Genomic DNA, 19,621 nt, shown 5'->3' with positions numbered 1-19,621 from the left:
GCTTCGGTTAGGAGGAACCAGAGAATTCGCCGAAAGGCTTTCGGCCTCTCCGTGGAGAACGAAGAGGCCGAAAACGTGGTCAATCGTTGAATTCAATGTGCTTGTCGAAGACGATTTTGCCCTTGTCGTTTTTCACGATGTTGTAGCCGTGCAAACCGTCGCCGTTCTGGTCGAAATTGTACTCGCCCTCGGCGCCGGGGAATTTCTTGATCGACAGGATCGCCTCGCGGATTTTTGCAGGATCGGTCGAGCCGGCCTTGTTGATCGCTGCCGACAGTACGGTGACCGCGTCATAAGGCCAGGAGCTCTGGTTATCCGGCGCGACCTTGACCGCATCACGATAGAGCTTGCCGAACGCCTTGGAGGCTTCGCTGGAATCTTCCGCGTAGTCCGCGACGCCATAGGTGTTGTACAGCGCAGGCCCGGCGAGTTTTAGCGCGGTGATATTGACGATCGAGGGCGAGCCGACCCAGGGAATGTTGACGCCGAGCTGGCGCAACTGCCGGGCAAAGATGCCGAGATCGTTTTCGAAGGTGAAGTAGGAGCCGAGGATGTCGGCGCCGGACTGCTTGATCGCAAGCACGACCGGGGTGAAGTCCTGGCTCTGGTTGGCATAACCCTGATCGAGCACCGGCGGGGAGCCGAGCTTTTCCAACGCCGCGGTCAGGGCCTTGCCGCCTGCAGTGCCAAAAGCGTCGGTCGAATGCAACACGGCCCATTTCTTCTTGCCGAGCGTGTTGACGCCATACTCGGCGATGACGCGCCCGGAATAGCTGTCGTTCGGACGGAAACGGAACAGCCACTGATTGCCCATGTGCGTGAGGTTCGGATCGGTTCCCCCGATCATCACGGGCTTGCCGAGCTTGAGCACGTCGGGCGCCATGGCGTGCACCTGGGTCGACCGGATCGAGCCGAGGAAGCCGACGATGTCGGATTGCGCGGCGAGCTTGGAGAAGGCTAGCACGATGCCGGGATTGGTGGTCTGGTCGTCTTCGATGATCAGCTCGGCCTGCTTGCCCAGGATGCCGCCGGCCTTGTTGACGGCTTCGAGCGCGAGCTTCGCACCCTGGATGGCGTAGCGGCCGGACTCGGCGGCGGGACCGGTCACAGGCGCGCACATGCCGATCTTGATCGTGGCGCCCTGCGCCCTTGCGCTCGTGATGACGTGGGGGGCAGCAAGGCCGGCGACGATACCGGCCGCGAAATCGCGTCTCGTCAGTTTCATTCGTTTCTCCCTGAGGCCGGGCGTCTTCGTCGGCCCTTCTTGCTGTTGGCGATCCCCAAGGGGGCGCGAACCGCGTGCGTACTTACGGACTCTCCGTCTCGGAGTAAATTGATATTGCGGTGTTTTCGACTAACGATGGAGATGCATCGTTATGCGCGCGTATCAAGAAAGATTAATGCCGACGAGATCATGACTATTCCGGCGGATTCCGCGGACTCGCCAATTCCTTTGTGCTCAAACGATGTGCAAGGCATTGCGAGCTATGCACCTCAGCACATATCCTCATGCAAATTTGCATTTACTCGTCTACCTCGACTGTCTCCTCTTGCGCGCCTGATAAGCCCGCAAGGCTTTCTTCGAGCGCGCCCAGCATCGCCTGCAGTTCAGCAAGCTTGCGCGAGCCGTAACGCTTCGTAATGGCGGCGTAGATCGCTTCGGACGTCGGCGCGACTGCCTCGATCAGCTTCAATCCCTTCGGCGAGATCGACACCACGGCGCGGCGCAGGTCCGTCTCCGCCGAACGGCGCTCGATCAGTCCGCGCGCCTCGAGGTCGCGCAGGATGCGCGACAGGCTCGGCCCGAGCAGGAAGGCGAGCCGCGCGAGGTCGGTGACCTCGATCGCCTCCACCGAGGTGAGCGCGCGCAGGATGCGCCATTGCTGCTCGGTCAGCCCGTGACGGCGCAGCGAGGGACGGAACTGCCGCATCACGGCTTCGCGCGCGCGGAGCAGCGACATCGGCAGCGAACGCGAGAATTCGCGCATCGGCCCGCGCCGCCCCGTCTCTGCCGTCGCGCCCGAGCGCGAGCCGTTCAATGATGATTTCTTCCGTGCCATCGCCAATCTTTTGCAGCGCAACAACACCGCAAATCAATTTACGCCGATACACTTAACATGTTAATCATCCGGGTGCACCAGGAGTGATCCGCCATGCCGCATTTCACCATCGAATATTCGGCCAACCTGGATTCCCGCCTCGACATGGACGAAGTCGTCGAGCTCGTGCGCAAGGCCGCCGTGGAGACCAGCATCTTCCCCCTCGGCGGCATCCGCGTTCGCGCCATCAGATGCGCGCACTATGCGATCGCCGACGGACGAGATGATTACGGCTTTCTCGACATGGTGCTCCGGCTCGGCGAAGGCCGCGATCTCCCAACCCGCAAGAAGGCGGGCGAGCATATCTTCAAGGCACTGTCGACCTATCTCGATCCCGTGTTCGCGAGCAGTAAGTTCGCGCTGTCGTTCGACATGCAGATCAACGACAAGGAGACGAGCTGGAAGCGCAATAACATTCACGATGCGCTGAAGGCGGAGGCTGTCCATGGATAAGGCGACGCCGAAATCGGCCGAACAGTTCCAGGCCAATCGTGACCGTGCCGCGCCGCTGCTGGCAAAGCTGAAAGCCGACGGCATCGGCCACATGATCGACGGCAAGACCGTGCCATCGATCTCCGGGCAGACCTTTGAAACGAAGTCGCCGATCGATGGTGCTGTCCTGGCAACCGTCGCGCGCGGCAATACCGAGGATATCGACCGCGCTGCGACTGCGGCCACCCTTGCCTTCAAATCCTGGCGCGATATGTCGGCTTCGATGCGGCGCAAGCTGCTCAATCGCGTAGCCGACGCGATCGAGGACCACGCCGACGATATCGCAGTGCTCGAATGCATCGACACCGGCCAGGCGCATCGCTTCATGGCGAAGGCTGCGATCCGCGCGGCCGAGAATTTCCGCTTCTTCGCCGACAAATGCGCCGAAGCTCGCGACGGTCTCAACATGCCGAGCGAGGAGCACTGGAACATCTCCACGCGGGTGCCGATCGGCCCGGTCGGCGTGATCACGCCATGGAACACGCCGTTCATGCTCTCGACCTGGAAGATCGCGCCCGCGCTCGCCGCCGGCTGCACGGTGGTGCACAAGCCCGCCGAATGGTCGCCCGTCACCGCCGATCTTCTGGCAAAGCTGGTGAAGGAAGCGGGCGTCCCCGACGGCGTGCTCAATACCGTGCACGGTTTCGGCGAGGAGGCCGGCAAGGCGCTGACCGAGCATCCCGCGATCAAGGCGATCGGTTTTGTCGGCGAGAGCGCGACCGGATCTGCGATCATGGCCCAGGGCGCGCCGACGCTGAAGCGCGTGCATTTCGAACTCGGCGGCAAGAACCCGGTGATCGTGTTCGAGGATGCCGATCTCGAGCGCGCGCTCGATGCCGTGGTCTTCATGATTTATTCGCTGAACGGCGAGCGCTGCACCTCCTCGAGCCGGCTCCTGGTGCAAGAGAGCATCGCGGAACGGTTCGTCGAAAGGCTCACCGCGCGGGTGAAGGCGCTGAAGGTCGGCCATCCCCTCGATCCCGTAACCGAGATCGGGCCGCTGATCCACGAGCGGCATCTGGCGAAAGTCTGCTCTTATTTCGACGTGGCACGACGGGAAGGCGCGACGATCGCGGTCGGCGGCAAGACGCATGACGGTCCCGGCGGCGGACATTATGTGCTGCCGACGCTCGTTACGGCTGCGCATTCCAAGATGCGAGTGGCGCAGGAAGAGGTGTTCGGTCCGTTCCTCACCGTCATCCCCTTCCGCGACGAGACCGATGCGGTCGAGATCGCCAACGGCGTGCAATATGGCCTCACCGGCTACGTCTGGACCGGCGACATGGGCCGCGCCCTGCGGGTGGCGGATGCACTCGAAGCCGGCATGATCTGGCTCAATTCGGAAAACGTCCGGCACCTGCCGACACCATTCGGCGGCATGAAAGCATCCGGCATCGGTCGCGACGGCGGCGATTATTCGTTCGACTTCTACATGGAAACCAAGCACGTCTCGCTGGCGCGCGGGACGCATAAGATACAGAGACTCGGCCTGCCCTCATCCTGAGGAGCGGGCGCAAGCCCGCGTCTCGAAGGATGGGCCACGGGTGAGATCATGGCCTCATGGTTCGAGACGCGCTGCGCGCTCCTCACCATGAGGGTCAACAACTCGAGGAGTGGAAACGTCACATGCCCGTTCCGCAGCACGTCTTCGATCCGCCGTTCAACATCATCCGCTGCAGCCACGTCGTGCTCGACGTGACCGATCTCGACGCCAGCCGCGCGTTCTATGAGACCACCGTAGGTCTGCATGTCGAGGACGCGGACGACGAAGCGGTCTATCTGCGCGGGTCGGAAGAGCATCAGCATCACTCGCTGGTGCTGCGCAAGGCGGACGTAGCAGCCTGCAGCCGGCTCGGCTTCAAGGTCGGCAATGATGCCGACCTCGACAAGGCGGCAGCGTTCTTCTCCGAGCACGGCATCGACTATCGCTTCGTCGACCAGCCGTTCCAGGGCCGCACCCTGCAGTTCTCCGATCCATTCGGCTTCCAGCTCGAGCTCTATGCGACGATGGAGAAGCGCCCACATCTCCTGCGCCGCTACGACCTCTACAAGGGCTGCCATCCGCAGCGGCTCGATCACTTCAACGTCTTCGCCGCCGAGTTGCAGGACACCATCGATTTCTACGCGCGGCTCGGCTTTCGTCTCACCGAATATGGCGAGGAGGATGGCCCGAACGGGCGCATCGCCGCGGCATGGATGCATCGCAAGGGCAATGTGCACGACCTCGCCTTCACCAACGGCAAGGGCCCTCGCCTGCACCATTTCGCCTATTGGGTGCCGACGGCAATGAATGTCCTGCATCTCTGCGACGTGATGGCCTCCAGCGGGTTCCTGAAGAACATGGAACGCGGCCCTGGCCGCCACGGCATTTCGAATGCGTTCTTCCTCTATGTCAGGGATCCCGACGGTCATCGGCTCGAGCTCTACACCAGCGACTATTTCACTGGAGATCATGACCATGAGCCGCTGCGGTGGTCGCTGAAGGACCCGCGGCGCCAGACCTTGTGGGGCGCGCCCGCCCCGCGCTCCTGGTTCGAGCAGGGCTCGCCGTTCACCGGACAGGCCGTGCGCGAGCCGCTGTTCGTTGCCGACGTCACGATTGCCGACTGAGCGGAACAGCCGATGTCTCCGCCTCGTCTCGCAACCTATTCGATCGACGGCGTCACGCGGTATGGCGCGTTGACCGATAGCGGCATCGTCGATCTCTCCGCGCGCTTTGCGAAGGAGTTTCCGACGCTGCGCGAAGCGGTCGCCGCCGGCGCACTGCTGCGGCTCGTGGACGACGCCGCGCGTCGCGCGCCAGACCATGCACGCGACGCCGTAACATGGCTGCCGCCGATCCCGGCGCCGGAAAAGATCATCTGCATCGGCGTCAACTATCCGGACCGCAACGCCGAGTACAAGGACGGCAGCGACGCCCCGAAATACCCGAGCATGTTCATGCGCACGCCGCGATCCTTCGTCGGCCACGACACGCCGCTGGTGCGCCCGCGCACATCCGCACAGCTCGACTACGAGGGCGAGCTGGCGCTCGTGATCGGCAAACCCGGCCGTCACATCGCGGAGAGCGCAGCGCTCGATCACATCGCCGCGATCACGCTGTGCAATGAGGGCACGATCCGCGACTGGGTGCGCCACGCCAAGTTCAATGTCACGCGAGGGCAAGAATTTCGATTCCACCGGTAGTCTCGGGCCCTGGATCGTTCCCTACACGAGCGAGGCGCAGATATCGGACATCCGCCTGACCACACGCGTCAATGGCGAGACACGGCAAGATGATCGCACCGGCCGGTTGATCTTCGGCTTCCGCTATCTCATCAACTACATCTCGACCTTCACCACGCTTGTTCCCGGCGATGTCATCGTCACGGGCACGCCGACCGGCGCCGGCGCACGGTTCGATCCGCCGCGCTATCTGAAGCCCGGCGATATCATCGAGATCGAGGCCGAAGGCGTCGGCATATTGCGCAACGGCGTGATCGACGAAGTATAGAAGCAGATGGACAGCAACATGAGCTCAACCAGCGGCGGCGAAGCGATCGTCAACGGCCTCGTCGCCCACGGCGTCGACACCGTGTTCGGCCTGCCCGGCGCGCAAATCTATGGCCTGTTCGACGCCTTCCATCAGGCGCAGCTCAAGGTGATCGGCGCCCGGCATGAGCAGGCTTGCGGCTATATGGCGTTCGGCTATGCGCGCTCGAGCGGTCGCGCCGGCGTGTTCAGCGTGGTGCCCGGCCCCGGCGTCCTCAACGCCAGCGCGGCGCTGCTCACCGCCTTCGGCTGCAACGAATCCGTGCTCTGCCTCACCGGGCAGGTGCCGACCGCCTTCCTCGGCAAGGGCCGCGGCCATCTACATGAGATGCCGGACCAGCTTGCGACGCTGCGCACCTTCGTGAAATGGGCCGACCGCATCGAATATCCCGATGCGGCGCCGGCGATGGTGTCGCGCGCCTTCCAGGAAATGCTGTCGGGCCGGCGCGGACCGGCCTCGCTGGAGATGCCCTGGGACGTCTTCACCCAGCGCGCAGCGGTCGGCCCATCGAAACCGTTCGAGCCATTTCCAGCGCCACTGCCTGATCCTGACCGGATCAAGGCCGCCGCTGCGCTGATCGCGGCGAGCAAGACGCCGATGATCTTCGTCGGCAGCGGCGCGATCGATGCAAGCGAGGAAATCCTCGAGCTGGCGGAAATGATCGATGCGCCCGTTGTCGCCTTCCGTAGCGGCCGCGGCATCGTCTCCAATGCGCATGAACTCGGGCTAACCATGGCGGCCGCTTACAAATTGTGGCCGACGACCGACCTGATGATCGGGATCGGCACCCGCATGGAATTGCCGGCCTCCGGATTTCGCTGGCCATATCAACCTGACGGCATCAAATCGATCCGTATCGACATCGATCCCGTCGAGATGCGCCGGCTCACGGCTGATGCTGCCATCGTGAGCGACGCCAAAGCCGGGACCGCCGAGCTGCTCGCGGCCGTGCGCAAGGCCGGCACCAGCAGGACCAGTGGCCGGCGCGCCGCGATCCGTGAAGCGACCGCGGCGGCCGCGCGCGAGATCCAGCGCATCCAGCCGCAGATGGCGTACTTGAAGATTCTTCGCGAGGTGTTGCCTTCGAACGCGGTTGTCACCGACGAGCTATCGCAGGTCGGCTTCGCCTCCTGGTACGGCTTTCCCGTTTACGAGCCACGCACCTTCATCACCTCAGGCTATCAGGGCACGCTTGGCTCCGGGTTTCCGACCGCGCTCGGCGCCAAGGTCGCCAATCCCGACAAGCCGGTGGTCGCGATCACGGGCGATGGCGGCTTCATGTTCGGCGTGCAGGAGCTTTCCACCGCCGTGCAATTCCGCATTGGCGTGGTGACGCTGGTGTTCAACAACAACGCCTACGGCAATGTGCGGCGCGACCAGCGCGAGCGCTTTGATGGGCGCGTGGTGGCGTCGGACCTCGTCAATCCGGATTTCGTGAAACTTGCGGAATCCTTTGGTGCCGGAGCTGCACGCGTCACCTCGCCCGATCAATTCCGTCCCGCGCTGGAAAAGGCGCTGGCCGATGGCGGGCCCTATGTGATCGCGATCGAGGTGCCGACGGATTCGGAAGTCTCGCCGTGGGCGTTCATTCATCCATCGAAACCCTGACGCTGTCATTCCGGGATGCGCCATCAGGCGCAGGCCCGGAATCCATGGCGCCACCGCGTGACGTGGTGAAATGGATTCCGGGCTCGCGCTGCGCGCGCCCCGGAATGACGGAGAGCTATCGCGTCTTTCTAAAGGTCAGATTGATCCGCTGGCGACCGAGCACGGGGTGCTCGCCGTCGGCCAGCGGCGCGACGCCGTGGAAGAACAATCGCGACGGCCCGCCCCACACCACGACATCGCCATGCGTCAGCCGATACCGGGCCGTCTTGTCGCTGCGCTTTGGGCCGCCGAACAAGAAGGTCGCAGGCAGGCCGAGCGACACCGAGACGATCGGCGCGGCAAAATCCGTCTCGTCCTTGTCCTGATGCAGCGACAATCTTGCGCCTGGCTCGTAACGATTGACCAGGCAGGCATCCGGCGCAAAGTCGTCAAAGCCGCCCTCCGCCGCCGCCTCGCGCGCCAGGCGCACGAGCACCGGCGGCATCGCCGGCCACGGCTTTCCGGACTCGGGATCGATGCCGTCATAGCGATAGCCGCTGCGGTCGGTGACCCAGCCGACCGTGCCGCAATTGGTCATCGCCACCGACATCTGATAGCCGCCGGGCGTGACCATGCGCCGAAACGGCGCCTGCGTGACGATCTCGCGCAAGGCCGGGATCAGCTCAGGCTCCAGCGGACGCGCAAATCCGCGCAGGATCACTGCGCCTTCCGCGATCACCTCGCGGGGCGGACGCTCGGCGACGCTATCGAACAAGTCCGCCGTCAAATCACGATACTCGCTTTGCAGTCGCTTTCATGATCGCACCGTGGCAGCGCGGATCAGCCGCCACCACCCGATTTCTGCGAAGCTCGAGCCTCAACTCCGGTGTCGTCCCGGGCTTGACCCGGGACCCATAACCACATGCCTGTGTTGTCAGCTCCGCTGCAACGGCTTGCTGGCACCACAACCGCTTCCTGTGGTTATGGGTCCCCGCGTTTCGCCGGGACGACAGTTAGCCGCGCACCGGCAGCGTCACCACGTCATATGCATGGCGGATCGTTCGCTTCAGCACCGGATCCTCCAGCTCGAACTCGAACCGGCTCGCCGGGCGGATGCCGCCCTTGGCGGCGAAAGTGCCGCCGAACATGGCGCAGCCGTCGGGCAGGCCCTTGTCGCCAAAGCCGCGCGCGATCAGCTCCTTTACCGGCAGCATGCCGTCGAGCGTGCCTTCCTGGTACAGCACGCGCTTGCGATCGATCCAGGCGTAAGAGCGCAGGATCATCCGGTCCCAGTGGTCGATGACGTCTTCGAGCTCCCACAATTCGGAAGCGATCGGCTTGTCGCACATCTGTTTTGAAACCGTGACGCTATAGCTTTCCACCTTGCGATCGGTGTGATCGGAGCCGCAGCCGACGAAGACGCGGCCCTGCCAGCCGATCAGCACGAATTCGACCTCGCCGCTTGAATCCTCGCCGCAGACTTCGATCGAGTCTTCGGTGGTCAGCCGCCGCGCCGAGCAGCGGTAGTAGATCGGCGTCGTTGCCGGCCTTGCAATGCCGATCGCCTCGAGCTCGGCGATGTGCTTGTCGCGCGCCACCGGATCGCGGCCGGTCCAGCCGGCGATCACGGCCTGGTCGATGGCGAGCGTCAGTGGCGTCGCCATGCCCTTGTCGTCGATATTGAAGGTGAGGTCATACACGGATGATGGTCTCCATTGCGGCCGCGATCTCGAAGATGCGGCGATCCGTTCCGCCCGCCGCCGCCACCATCAGGCCGACCGGTACATCATCTTCCCGATGGGCCGGCAGCGAGATGGCGCAGCCGTCGAGCACGTTGATCAGCGTGCAGTTGCGGAGCGCGCGCAGGTTCTCCGCGGTGAACGCCTTGTCGTCATCGAGGTCGGCGATCTTCGGCGGCGTGTTGGCCGTAGTCGGCAGCAGCAGCGCGTCATAGGGCGCGATGCGCTTCTCGGTGCGCGCAATGAAGGACTTTCGCGCATTGAGCAGATCGATGTAGTCGGCGGCCAGATATCCCTCGCCGCGCATGATGCGCGAGGCGACGCGGGGATCATAGATGTCGCCCTTGCTGGCAAGCAGATAGCGGTGCCAGGCATAGCTTTCGGAAGCCGCAAAGCCGCCCTTGGCGTTCATGATGCCGACATCAAGGAATTCCGGCATCTCGATCTTTTCGATCAGCGCACCAGCCTTCGACAGCGACGCGAGCGCACGCTCGAACGTTTTTGCCACGGCCTCATCAAGGTCATCGAGCGCAACCGTGGTCGGCACCGCGAACCGCAGGCCCTTCACCGGCCGCGGCTGCAGCGGCGTCACCGGCTCTCCCGCGAGCACGGCATCGAGCGCCGCGCAGCAGGCGACCGAATTGGCGAGCGGACCGTAGCTGTCCAGCGAGAACGACAGCGGCACACCGCCTTCGAGCGGGATGCGCCGCTGCGTCGGCTTGTAGCCCACGATGCCGTTGAAGGCCGCAGGAATCCGGCAGGAGCCGCCTGTGTCGGTGCCAAGGGCGCCAAAGGCCATGCCATCGGCGATCGAGACCGCCGCACCCGATGACGAGCCGCCGGGCACATGGCCGACGCGGCGGTTGTAGGCGCTCTTCGGCGTGCCGTAATGCGGATTGATGCCGATGCCGGAATAGGCAAATTCGGTCATGTTGGTGCGCCCGATCACGACAAAGCCGGCCGCACGAAGCCGCGCCACTACGGGTGCGTCGGCTTCCGCCGGCGCCGAATCCTCCAGCGCACGGGAGCCGGCTCGGGTGACCTGTCCCTTGATGTCGAAGAGGTCCTTGATCGAAACGGGAATGCCGGCAAAGGACGACGGCGCTGCATGCGCCTTGCGCAGGCGGTCCATCGCATCGGCGGCATCGAGTGCAGCCTCCTTGTCGACGTGAATGAAGACGCGCTGCCCCTCGCCTGCGGGATCAGCGATCTTGGCGAGGCATTGCTCGACCAGTTGGCGGGCCGTGAGGCGGCCGCTCTCAAGGTCGGCAGCGAGTGAGGCAAGGGTCGGATTGTCAGGCATGGCTTCTCGATTTCAGGTCTTTTCTGGCGTCACTCGTTATTGAGGCACGGCGCGACGGATTTGCCGCGTGGCGGACTATTGCCTGAGACAGGCTGGCATACAAGCGTGCTCTCGTCCTCGGAATACCGCCATGCGGTTGGGAACGCTGGACCGTTGACGGCGGATAGTCAATTGTCGCATCAAGTTTGAATGAGGCCTGACGGCCTGATCCAGGGAGGATGCCGAATGGCCGAAGCAGCGCGCGCAAAACCGAAACCGACGCCGGAAACCCAGCATTTCTGGGATGGCACGCAGATCGGCGAATTGCGCCTGCAGCGTTGCGACGCCTGCTCGCATGTGTATTTTCCGCCGCGCCCGTTCTGCCCGTCCTGCGGCTCGCGCAAGGTCAGCGTGTTCAAGGCAAGCGGCAAGGGCAAGCTCTACAGCTACGTCATCAACCACCGTCCCGCCGCGCCCGGCTTCACACCGCCTTACGCCATTGCGGTGGTCGAACTCGATGAGGGCCCGCGCATGATGAGCAACATCGTCGACTGCCCGCAGACGCCGGAAGCACTCGAGCTCGACATGAAGCTGGAAGTCGCGTTCGAGAAACTCGACGACAAGATCACGCTTCCTTTGTTCCGTCCGGCAAAGGGGTAAAGAGATGCGCAGGAACCAGGTTGCCGTCGTCGGCGCGGCCGAGACCACCGAGCTCGGCGTCATCCCCAATATGTCGCAGCTCCAGTTGCATGCGGATGCGGCGCTCAATGCAATTGCCGATGCGGGGCTGAAGCTCTCCGACATCGACGGCTTCGCCACCGCGGTCGAGACGCCGCAGCAGGTCTGCCATTATCTCGGCATCAAGCCGACCTGGGTCGACGGCACCTCCGTCGGCGGCTGCTCGTTCATGCTGCACGTCCGCCACGCCGCGGCGGCGATCGAGGCAGGCCTGTGCAAGACCGTGCTGATCACGCACGCGGAAAGCGGCAAGTCGATGATCGGCAAGCAGCCGCGCTTCACGCCGCCGGACAGTCTCAACGGCCAATTCGAGGCGCCGTTCGGCGTGTACGGACCGCCGAGCATGTTCCCGATCCCGGTGCTGCGCTTCATGAAGACCTACGGCATCACCCATGAGCAGATCGCGATGGTGGCCGTCGTGCAGCGCGAATGGGCCGCGAAGAATCCGCGTGCAACGATGAAGGATCCGATCACGGTTGCCGACGTCCTCAACTCGCGGATGATCGCCTATCCGTTCCGCCTCCTGCAGTGCTGTCTCGTCACCGATGGCGGCGGTGCGCTGATCCTGACCTCCGCCGACCGCGCCAAGGATTTTCCGCAGAAGCCGGTCTACATCCTCGGCACCGGCGAGAGCGTGGAAACGCCGATGGTCAGCCAGATGGAAACCTTCAACTCCTCGCGCGCCTTCAAGGTCGCCGGCCCCCTCGCGTTCAAGGAGGCCGGCATCACGCACGGGGATGTCGATCACCTCATGATCTACGACGCCTTTGCCCACCTGCCGCTGTTCGGCCTCGGCGATCTCGGCTTCATGCCCTACGAGGAGACCGGCAAGTTCATCGCGGACGGCAACACGCGCCCCGGCGGCAAGCTGCCGCTCAATACCAATGGCGGTGGCCTCTCCTATATGCATTCGGGCATGTACGGCATGTACGCGCTGCAGGAGAGCGTGCGCCAGATGCGCGGCATTGCGCCGGCGCAGGTCAAGGATGCAAAGATCTCGGTCTGCCACGGCGTCGGCGGCATGTTCGCGGCATCAGGCACGATCATCTTCACGAATGAACGCTAACCCCTTCGTCATTCCGGGGCGCGCGAAGCGCGAGCCCGGAATCCATTTCACCACGTTAGCCGGTGGCTCCATGGATTCCGGGCCTGCGCCTTCGGCGCATCCCGGAACGACAGAGACAACAGGAGAACCCAAATGACAAAATCACTGCAGGACAAGGTCATCATCGTCACCGGCGCAGGCCGCGGCATCGGGCGCGAGATTGCGCTGCTCTGCGCCGCCGAAGGCGCCAAGGTCGTGGTCAACGATCCCGGCGTTGCCGCCGACGGTTCGGGCACCAGCGCTGCGCCCGCCGAAGAGGTGGTCGAGGAAATCAAGAAGCGCGGCGGCACCGCGGTCGCCAATTTCGAGACGGTCGCGGAAGCGATGCCGGCCAGCAAGATCGTGAAGCAAGCGGTCGACACCTATGGAAAGCTTGATGGCGTCGTCAACAATGCCGGCATTCTACGCGACGCCATTTTCCACCGCATGAGCGTGGAAGCCTTCGAGTCCGTCATCAAGGTGCACCTGATGGGCTCGTTCTATGTATCCCACGCCGCGGCACGGCTGTTCCGTGAGCAGGAGAGCGGCTCGTTCGTGCACTTCACCTCGACCTCCGGCCTGGTCGGCAATTTCGGCCAGGCCAACTACGCGGCCGCCAAGCTCGGCATTGTCGGCCTGTCGAAGTCGATCGCGCTCGACATGAGCCGCTTCAACGTGCGCTCGAACTGCATCTCGCCGTTCGCCTGGAGCCGGCTGATCGGCACCATCCCGACTGAGACCGAAGCCGAGAAGGAGCGCGTCAAGCGCATCCAGCAGATGGGGCCGGAGAAGATCGCGCCGATCTGCGCCTATCTGCTCAGTGACGCCGGCAAGGACGTCACCGGGCAGATTTTTGCGGTGCGGATGAACGAGATCTTCCTGATGGGCCAGTCGCGCCCGATCCGCTCGGTGCACCGCGGCGAAGGCTGGACGACGCAGACCATCGCCGAGCACGCGATCCCGGCGCTGAAGCCGTCGTTCTACAAGCTCGACCGCTCCGCCGACGTCTTTAGCTGGGACGCGATCTGATCGTCGACCCTCATGGTGAGGAGGCGCGCAGCGCCGTCTCGAACCATGAGGCCCGTGGCCCATCCCTCGAGACGCCGCTTCGCGGCTCCTCGGGATGAGGTTTCAGATGTGGCGGCTTGGGTATCACCTGACAATTTCATGACAGCGTCGTCCCGGCACGGGTCCGGGACGACGCCATCTGTGGTTGTTCCACCACGGCTGCCCGTTTTATGCCGGATTGCGGGCGCATGAGTTCCTTCCCAACAACAAAAAAGCCTGGGAGGAAGTCATGAACAATCCAAACAACTCACCCAATCACCAGGACGGCGGCCCGATCGGGCTCGACCGCCGCACGCTTTTGCGCGGTGCAACAGCGATTGCTGCGACTGCGGCCGTGGCGCCGGAGGCCTTCGCTCGCGACTTCGGTCGCAATGCGGAGCCGCAGCGCTATCCCGACCCCGACATCGTCATAATCGACCCCAAGCGCTTCAAGGCCAAGGTCGGCAACACCGCGATCAAGCGCCTCTACACGGGCTGCCTGTGGGCCGAGGGGCCAGCCTGGAGTTCGCAGGGGCAATATCTGGTCTGGAGCGACATCCCCGCCAATCGGCAGCTCCGCTATCTCGATGACGACGGCCACATCTCCGAGCAGTTCCGCAAACCGTCGAATGAGAGCAATGGCAACTCCTTCGATCTCGAAGGCCGGCAGCTTTCGGCCGAACGCACGCGGCTGGTGCGTTTCGAGCACAACGGCACGGTGACCACGCTCGCCCAGGAAGCCAACGGCAAGCCGCTGAACGGGCCGAACGATATGGTCGTCCACCCCAACGACAAGTCGATCTGGTTCACCGATCCCGGCTATGGCGCGATCTCGATCTATGAGGGGCAGCGCGCCAACACCAACTCGGTACAGCCCTACCAGAAGGAGGCCGTGTACCGGATCGACGGCCAGTCCGGCCAGATCGCCAAGGTCGCCGACGATCCGTTCAAGCCGAACGGCATCGCCTTCAGCCACGACTACAAGAAGCTCTATGTCTGCGACACCGGCATCACGCACTATCCGAACGCCAATAACGTGGTCTGGGCCTACGACATCAACGGCGACAAGCTCTCGAACCCGAAGCAACTGATCGACATGAAGCTCGACGGCAAGTCGGGCTTCCCCGACGGTCTGCGCGTCGACATCGACGGCAATATCTGGGTCGGCGCCGGCTGGGTCGGTCCGGGCTATGACGGCGTGCAGGTGTTCGCGCCCGACGGCACGCGGATCGGCCAGATCCTGCTACCGGAGACCTGCGCCAATGTCTGCTTCGGCGGCAAGAAGCGCAATCGCCTGTTCATGACCGCGAGCCAGTCGCTCTATGCGGTCTATGTGGAGACGCAGGGCGCGCATCACTGCTGACGCTTGGCGAATAGGGAGTAGCGAATAGCGAATGGAACGATCTATTCGCTACTCGCCATTCGCTATTCGCCCTCCCCTACCCGCTATTCCTCAGCCCGGCGGATATGCCGTTGATCGTGAGCTGGATACCGCGCAGCACCTGCTCGTCCGGGTTCTGCGCGCGGTGCTCCTTCAACAGCTCCACCTGCACGTGGTTGAGCGGATCGAGATAGGGGAAGCGGTTGCGGATCGAGCGTTCGAGCAGCGGGTTGCCCTGCAACAGCCGCTCATGGCCCATGATGTCGAGCAGCGTCTCGATCGAGAGATGCCATTCACGGCGAATGCGGCCGAAAATCTTCTCGCGCAATTCGACATCCGACACCAGCTCGGCGTAGCGCGAAGCGATCGCGATCGAGCTCTTGGCCAGCACCATGTCCATGTTGGAGAGCAGCGTGCGGAAGAACGGCCATTCGCGATAGAGTTCCTGCAGGAACGGCATGCCCTGTTCCGGATTTTCGGCGATCCAGGTCTCGACCGCACTGCCGAAGCCGTACCAGCCCGGCAGCATCAGCCGGCACTGCGCCCAGGAGAACACCCAGGGAATGGCGCGGAGGTCCTCGATCTCGCGGGTCTTCTTGCGTGACGCCGGACGGCTGCCGATGTTGAGCGTTGCGATCTCGTTGATGACGGTCGAGCCCCAGAAATAATCGGCAAAGCCCTCGGTCTCGTAGACGAGGCCGCGATAGGCCTTGAAGGCGAGCGCGGAGAGCTGCTCCATTGCCTTCAGATATTCGGCGCGCGGCGCGCTTTGCCTGGGCTGCAGCAGGCTGGTCTCGAGCGTCGCGGCGGCAAGGATCTCGAGATTGTTGCGGCCGACTTCGGCGTTGGAATATTTGCTGGAGATGATCTCGCCCTGCTCGGTGATCCGGATCTGGCCGTTCACGGCGCCGCCAGGCTGGGCGATGATCGCGTCATAGCTCGGGCCGCCGCCGCGGCCGACCGAGCCGCCGCGGCCATGGAACAGACGCAGGCGCACATGATGGCGCTCGAACACCTCGACCAGCCCGATCTCCGCCTTGTAGAGCTCCCAGCCGGATGTGACGAACCCGCCGTCCTTGTTGCTGTCGGAATAGCCGAGCATCACCTCCTGCACGCCCCCGCGGCTGTCTACCAACCGGCGGTAGTCGTGCAGCGCCAGCATGCGGTCCATGATGCCGCTGGAGGCCTGCAGATCCTCGATGGTCTCGAACAGCGGCACGATATTGATGGCGCTGCGGCCGGAGGGATTGATGAGGCCGACTTCCTTCAAGAGCACCGCGACCTCGAGCATATCGGACATGCCCTTGCACATCGAGATGATGCATTGGGAAATCACCTCGGGGCCGAAGGTCGCATGTGCTTCGGCGGCTGCCCGGAACACGGCGAGCTCGCCTTGCGTCTCCTCGCTGTATTTCACGAAGGGCGAGGACAGCGGACGCGCGCTGCGAAGCTCGCCGAGCAACAGGTTGATGCGGGCGTCCTCGCTGAGCGCCATGTAGGACATGCCTGATATCGCGGCGTCGAGCAGTTCGGCGACGGTGCGCTCGTGCACCGCCGAGTTTTGCCTGATGTCGAGGCGGGCCAGATGGAAGCCGAAGCAATCCACCGCGCGCCGCAGCAGCCGCAGGCGTCCGCGCGCGATGACGGCGGAATTGTTTGCGATCAGCGAGCGGTCGAGCACGTCGAGATCGGCCTTGAGCTCGCTGACGTTCGCATAGGGCTCGGCCTTGCCGACCGGCCGCCGCGTGATCTCGACCTGCAGCTTCTCGGCGGTCGCGGTCAACCGGGCGTAGATGCCGGATACCGCGAGCCGGTACGGCTCGCCGCTCCGGTGTGGCGACGGGTCCGGCGAGCGCTCGGCGAGCACGCGCAGGTCATCGGAAACATCGGCGAGGTTTTTGGCCAGCGACAGTTCGGCACCGAGTACGTGCAGCTCTTCCAGATAGAAACTCAATATCCGGCTCGACTGCAGCCGCAACGTCCCGCGCATGACCTCGGCGGTGACGAACGGGTTGCCGTCGCGGTCGCCGCCGATCCAGCTTCCCATCTTCAGGAACGAGGCGAGTTCGCCAGGCTCGCCGCCTTCCTTGTTGAGCCGGTCCTCGAGTGCGCAATGCAATCGCGGCACCTCGTGGAGGAACGTGTAGTCGTAGAACGACAGGCCGTTGGCGACCTCGTCGAGCACCGTGAGCTTGGTCCGGCGCAGCAGATTGGTCTGCCATAGCGTCACAACGGCACGGCGGAGCTGCTCGTCGCTGGCCTCGCTCTCTTCCGGCGTCATCTGCAACCGCTCGCGGCGGTCGAGCAGGCCTGCGACCTCCATCTCGCGGTCCATCGTGCTCTTGCGCCGGACCTCGGTCGGATGCGCTGTCAGCACCGGGCTGACCAGGGCGCCCTTGAAGAAGCGGCGCAGATCGTCCGGGCTGAAGCCCGCCTGCTGCGCATGGTTGAGGGCCTGCGCCAGCAGGCTCGGACGCGGCGCGCCGGCCCCCCGCTCCCGCATCTGCCGGATGTTGTTCTGGTCCTCGGCGATGTTGGCGAGATGGGAGAAATAGCTGAAGGCGCGGACGATCCGCACCGTTTGCGAGATCGACATGCTGTCGAGGATGGCTTCGAGTTCCCGTCGCGCCAACCGGTCTTCATCCCGGTGGAACCGGATCGAGGTCTGGCGGATCCGTTCCACCAGGTCGAAGACATCGGCACCCTCCTGGTCGCGCACAGTGTCGCCGAGGATGCGCCCGAGCAGGCGGATATCGTTGCGCAGCCGCGCATCTTCCTCAAGGGCCTGGCTGTCCTCGGCGCGACTGGCGCGGACTTCAGTCTCGGAAGGCATGATCTGGGAAGACATGGGCTGACTACTCCAGAAGCTGCCCGGCAGGTTCGGAGTGTGCAACTTTTTTGCCGCAGCGCAAGATGAAGTTGGAGGCGGCGCACATAACGAAGCCGCATCTTCGACCTCATCCCGAGGAGCCGCGCCAGCGGCGTCTCGAGGGATGGGCCACGGCACGATCGTGGCCTCATGGTTCGAGACGGCGCTACGCGCCTCCTCACCATGAGGGTCTGCCATTGAGCTCGGGACGACAGAATTAAATCCTCCTTCCTGCCTGCTCCCAATAGGGGTCGCGGAGGCGGCGCTTGAAGATCTTGCCGGAATCTTCGCGCGGCAAGTTGGTCGCGATCTCGATATGCTTCGGCACCTTGTAATCAGCGAGCGCGGTCTTGAGCTGAGCGCGGATCGAGGCGACATCCAGCCTGGCGCCCGCTTGCGGCTCGACCACCGCCATCAGCGCCTCACCGAACTCGGCGTCGGGGATGCCGAACACTGCACAATCATGCACGCCGGGAATGGCATGCAGCACCGCCTCGATCTCCGCCGGATAGATGTTGACGCCGCCTGAAATCACCATGTCGCGCTTGCGGTCGCAGATGAAGACGTAGCCGTCCTCGTCGATATAGCCGACATCGCCGGAGGTGATGAACCCGTCGCGATCGATCTCGGCGCGCTTTTCCGGCTTGTTGTGGTAGGTGAAATCCGGATTGCCCGCGATGCGCGAATAGATCTCGCCGATCTCGCCTGATGGCAGCACCTTGCCGTCCTCGCCGATGAAGCGCAGCTCGGCGCCGGGCGAGATCCTGCCGACGGTGCCGGGCTTCTTCAGCGCATCCTCGGAATTCGCGAACGTCACCGCGCCCGACTCCGTCGAGCCGTAGAATTCATAGATCACCGGCCCCCACCACTCGATCATCGCGCGCTTGATATCGGCCGGACAGGGCGCGGCCGCATGGATGACATGGCGCAGCGAGGACACGTCATATTTCCTGCGCACCTTCTCCGGCAGCTTCATCAGGCGGATGAACATGGTCGGCACCATGAAGACGGTGTCGATCCGCTGCTCCTCGACGACTTCCAGGAAGTCTTCCGCATCGAAGCGCGGCATCAGCAGCAGCGCGCCGCCGAGCCGGCCGGAGCGCAGGCCGAAGGAATTCGGCGCGGAATGATAGAGCGGGCCCGGCAGCAGCGCGCGGACGCCGGGCCTGAGGCCATAGATCATGGCGCGCATCGCTTCGGCATTGGCCGCCTGCTCCGACGTTGGTGCGAGGCGGCGCACGCCCTTGGGATGGCCTGTTGTGCCGGAGGTGTAGATCATGTTCTGCGGCTGCGGCACCACTGGGCCGTCATAGCGCGGGTGTTTCGCAAGCCAGCGCTCGAAATCAACAGCAAAATCCGGCACGCCGAGATGATCCGGATTGATCTTGTAGCTGGCGAGAATTTCCGGCGGCGTCGGCACGCTCAGCACCGTGACGCCGGCGGGGATTGCGTCGCGCAGCGAATGCAGCATATCGGCATGCGCGATCAGCACGCGCGTGCCGGAGTCCGCCAGCACGTAGTTGATCTCTTCCGGCTTGAAGTGCCAGTTGATCGGCACGCCATAGGCGCCGAGCCGCATCGCCGCGTACGCCGCCTCGATGAAGGCGATGTCGTTGCGCATCAGCATGCACACGCTATCGCCCTCGCGGACACCGAGCTTCCGCAGACCGCTCGCGATGCGGTCCGCGCGCTCGGCGACCTCCTGATGCGTCCGCCTGCTGTCGCCGCTGATGATGCCGAGGAAGAGTTGGGAGGTTTCGGTCATTTTCTT

At 63.9% G+C, this 19,621-nt stretch carries 15 protein-coding genes and 1 pseudogene; 9 read left to right on the top strand and 7 right to left on the bottom strand.

The genetic code is table 11. From position 1 onward, the window contains the following. Positions 1 to 79 precede the first annotated feature (79 nt). Together ACVJGD_RS44595 and hpaR are read right to left on the bottom strand one after the other, a co-directional pair. Positions 80 to 1,225, bottom strand: a complete 1,146-nt coding sequence (locus ACVJGD_RS44595) for an ABC transporter substrate-binding protein (protein ID WP_456640026.1) — start codon at positions 1,223 to 1,225, stop codon at positions 80 to 82. A 298-nt stretch (positions 1,226 to 1,523) separates the two neighbouring features. Beyond that, on the bottom strand, positions 1,524 to 2,060 hold the full coding sequence (gene hpaR / locus ACVJGD_RS44590; RefSeq protein WP_456640025.1) for a homoprotocatechuate degradation operon regulator HpaR: 537 nt from the start codon (positions 2,058 to 2,060) through the stop codon (positions 1,524 to 1,526). Between the two features lie 93 nt (positions 2,061 to 2,153). Between hpaR and ACVJGD_RS44585 the strand changes: the two genes are divergently transcribed. The 5 genes and pseudogenes from ACVJGD_RS44585 (at position 2,154) to ACVJGD_RS44565 (ending at position 7,731) form a co-directional block, all read left to right on the top strand. Further along, on the top strand, positions 2,154 to 2,552 hold the full coding sequence (locus ACVJGD_RS44585) for a 5-carboxymethyl-2-hydroxymuconate isomerase (RefSeq protein ID WP_456640024.1): 399 nt from the start codon (positions 2,154 to 2,156) through the stop codon (positions 2,550 to 2,552). Continuing rightward, positions 2,545 to 4,095: a 5-carboxymethyl-2-hydroxymuconate semialdehyde dehydrogenase gene (hpaE, locus tag ACVJGD_RS44580; RefSeq protein WP_456640023.1), complete on the top strand. Its 1,551-nt coding sequence runs from the start codon at positions 2,545 to 2,547 to the stop codon at positions 4,093 to 4,095. The genes ACVJGD_RS44585 and hpaE overlap by 8 nt, the downstream gene beginning before the upstream one ends. Before the next feature lie 122 nt (positions 4,096 to 4,217). After that, positions 4,218 to 5,201, top strand: coding sequence for a 3,4-dihydroxyphenylacetate 2,3-dioxygenase (gene hpaD, locus ACVJGD_RS44575; protein ID WP_456640022.1), 984 nt, complete (start codon positions 4,218 to 4,220; stop codon positions 5,199 to 5,201). Between the two features lie 12 nt (positions 5,202 to 5,213). Then, positions 5,214 to 6,084 (top strand): annotated as a pseudogene (locus ACVJGD_RS44570) (fumarylacetoacetate hydrolase family protein). An 18-nt stretch (positions 6,085 to 6,102) separates the two neighbouring features. After that, on the top strand, positions 6,103 to 7,731 hold the full coding sequence (locus ACVJGD_RS44565; RefSeq protein WP_456640021.1) for a thiamine pyrophosphate-dependent enzyme: 1,629 nt from the start codon (positions 6,103 to 6,105) through the stop codon (positions 7,729 to 7,731). A 115-nt stretch (positions 7,732 to 7,846) separates the two neighbouring features. On the opposite strand, the gene alkB is transcribed toward ACVJGD_RS44565, so the two are convergent. The 3 genes from alkB to ACVJGD_RS44550 all read right to left on the bottom strand — a co-directional run bounded on the left by alkB (position 7,847) and on the right by ACVJGD_RS44550 (position 10,752). Further along, positions 7,847 to 8,497: a DNA oxidative demethylase AlkB gene (alkB, locus tag ACVJGD_RS44560; RefSeq protein WP_456640020.1), complete on the bottom strand. Its 651-nt coding sequence runs from the start codon at positions 8,495 to 8,497 to the stop codon at positions 7,847 to 7,849. Positions 8,498 to 8,723: 226 nt separating this feature from the next. Continuing rightward, on the bottom strand, positions 8,724 to 9,410 hold the full coding sequence (locus ACVJGD_RS44555) for a DUF2848 domain-containing protein (RefSeq protein WP_456640019.1): 687 nt from the start codon (positions 9,408 to 9,410) through the stop codon (positions 8,724 to 8,726). Next, positions 9,403 to 10,752, bottom strand: a complete 1,350-nt coding sequence (locus ACVJGD_RS44550; RefSeq protein ID WP_456640018.1) for an amidase — start codon at positions 10,750 to 10,752, stop codon at positions 9,403 to 9,405. Before ACVJGD_RS44550 ends, ACVJGD_RS44555 begins: the two co-directional genes overlap by 8 nt. 225 nt (positions 10,753 to 10,977) lie before the next feature. Here ACVJGD_RS44550 and ACVJGD_RS44545 point away from each other — a divergent pair, with 225 nt between their 5' ends. The 4 genes from ACVJGD_RS44545 (at position 10,978) to ACVJGD_RS44530 (ending at position 14,963) form a co-directional block, all read left to right on the top strand. Further along, positions 10,978 to 11,391, top strand: a complete 414-nt coding sequence (locus ACVJGD_RS44545) for a Zn-ribbon domain-containing OB-fold protein (RefSeq protein WP_456640017.1) — start codon at positions 10,978 to 10,980, stop codon at positions 11,389 to 11,391. Positions 11,392 to 11,395: 4 nt separating this feature from the next. After that, entirely contained in the window at positions 11,396 to 12,535 is a 1,140-nt protein-coding gene (locus ACVJGD_RS44540) for a thiolase C-terminal domain-containing protein (protein WP_456640016.1), read from the top strand. A 132-nt stretch (positions 12,536 to 12,667) separates the two neighbouring features. Next, complete coding sequence (locus ACVJGD_RS44535) at positions 12,668 to 13,582, top strand: SDR family NAD(P)-dependent oxidoreductase (RefSeq protein ID WP_456640015.1); 915 nt, start codon at positions 12,668 to 12,670, stop codon at positions 13,580 to 13,582. Positions 13,583 to 13,850: 268 nt separating this feature from the next. After that, complete coding sequence (locus ACVJGD_RS44530; protein WP_456640014.1) at positions 13,851 to 14,963, top strand: SMP-30/gluconolactonase/LRE family protein; 1,113 nt, start codon at positions 13,851 to 13,853, stop codon at positions 14,961 to 14,963. A 76-nt stretch (positions 14,964 to 15,039) separates the two neighbouring features. On the opposite strand, the gene ppc is transcribed toward ACVJGD_RS44530, so the two are convergent. Beyond that, positions 15,040 to 17,829: a phosphoenolpyruvate carboxylase gene (gene ppc / locus ACVJGD_RS44525; protein ID WP_456640013.1), complete on the bottom strand. Its 2,790-nt coding sequence runs from the start codon at positions 17,827 to 17,829 to the stop codon at positions 15,040 to 15,042. A 238-nt stretch (positions 17,830 to 18,067) separates the two neighbouring features. Then, positions 18,068 to 19,615, bottom strand: a complete 1,548-nt coding sequence (locus ACVJGD_RS44520; protein WP_456640012.1) for an acyl-CoA synthetase — start codon at positions 19,613 to 19,615, stop codon at positions 18,068 to 18,070. Positions 19,616 to 19,621: the final 6 nt, after the last annotated feature.

Source organism: Bradyrhizobium sp. USDA 10063, from assembly GCF_054063735.1.
Note: the sequence above shows the minus strand (reverse complement) of the source record. Positions and strands in the feature narration are given on the sequence as shown.

Excerpts from the sequence above, each read along its gene's own strand:
- ACVJGD_RS44540 (WP_456640016.1), top strand. The coding sequence starts at position 11,396 with ATGCGCAGGAACCAGGTTGCCGTCGTCGGCGCGGCCGAGACCACCGAG.
- hpaD (WP_456640022.1), top strand. The coding sequence starts at position 4,218 with ATGCCCGTTCCGCAGCACGTCTTCGATCCGCCGTTCAACATCATCCGC.
- ACVJGD_RS44530 (WP_456640014.1), top strand. The coding sequence starts at position 13,851 with ATGAACAATCCAAACAACTCACCCAATCACCAGGACGGCGGCCCGATC.
- ACVJGD_RS44585 (WP_456640024.1), top strand. The coding sequence starts at position 2,154 with ATGCCGCATTTCACCATCGAATATTCGGCCAACCTGGATTCCCGCCTC.
- ppc (WP_456640013.1), bottom strand. The coding sequence starts at position 17,829 with ATGTCTTCCCAGATCATGCCTTCCGAGACTGAAGTCCGCGCCAGTCGC.
- hpaR (WP_456640025.1), bottom strand. The coding sequence starts at position 2,060 with ATGGCACGGAAGAAATCATCATTGAACGGCTCGCGCTCGGGCGCGACG.
- hpaE (WP_456640023.1), top strand. The coding sequence starts at position 2,545 with ATGGATAAGGCGACGCCGAAATCGGCCGAACAGTTCCAGGCCAATCGT.
- ACVJGD_RS44565 (WP_456640021.1), top strand. The coding sequence starts at position 6,103 with ATGAGCTCAACCAGCGGCGGCGAAGCGATCGTCAACGGCCTCGTCGCC.
- ACVJGD_RS44520 (WP_456640012.1), bottom strand. The coding sequence starts at position 19,615 with ATGACCGAAACCTCCCAACTCTTCCTCGGCATCATCAGCGGCGACAGC.
- ACVJGD_RS44535 (WP_456640015.1), top strand. The coding sequence starts at position 12,668 with ATGACAAAATCACTGCAGGACAAGGTCATCATCGTCACCGGCGCAGGC.
- ACVJGD_RS44550 (WP_456640018.1), bottom strand. The coding sequence starts at position 10,752 with ATGCCTGACAATCCGACCCTTGCCTCACTCGCTGCCGACCTTGAGAGC.
- ACVJGD_RS44545 (WP_456640017.1), top strand. The coding sequence starts at position 10,978 with ATGGCCGAAGCAGCGCGCGCAAAACCGAAACCGACGCCGGAAACCCAG.
- ACVJGD_RS44595 (WP_456640026.1), bottom strand. The coding sequence starts at position 1,225 with ATGAAACTGACGAGACGCGATTTCGCGGCCGGTATCGTCGCCGGCCTT.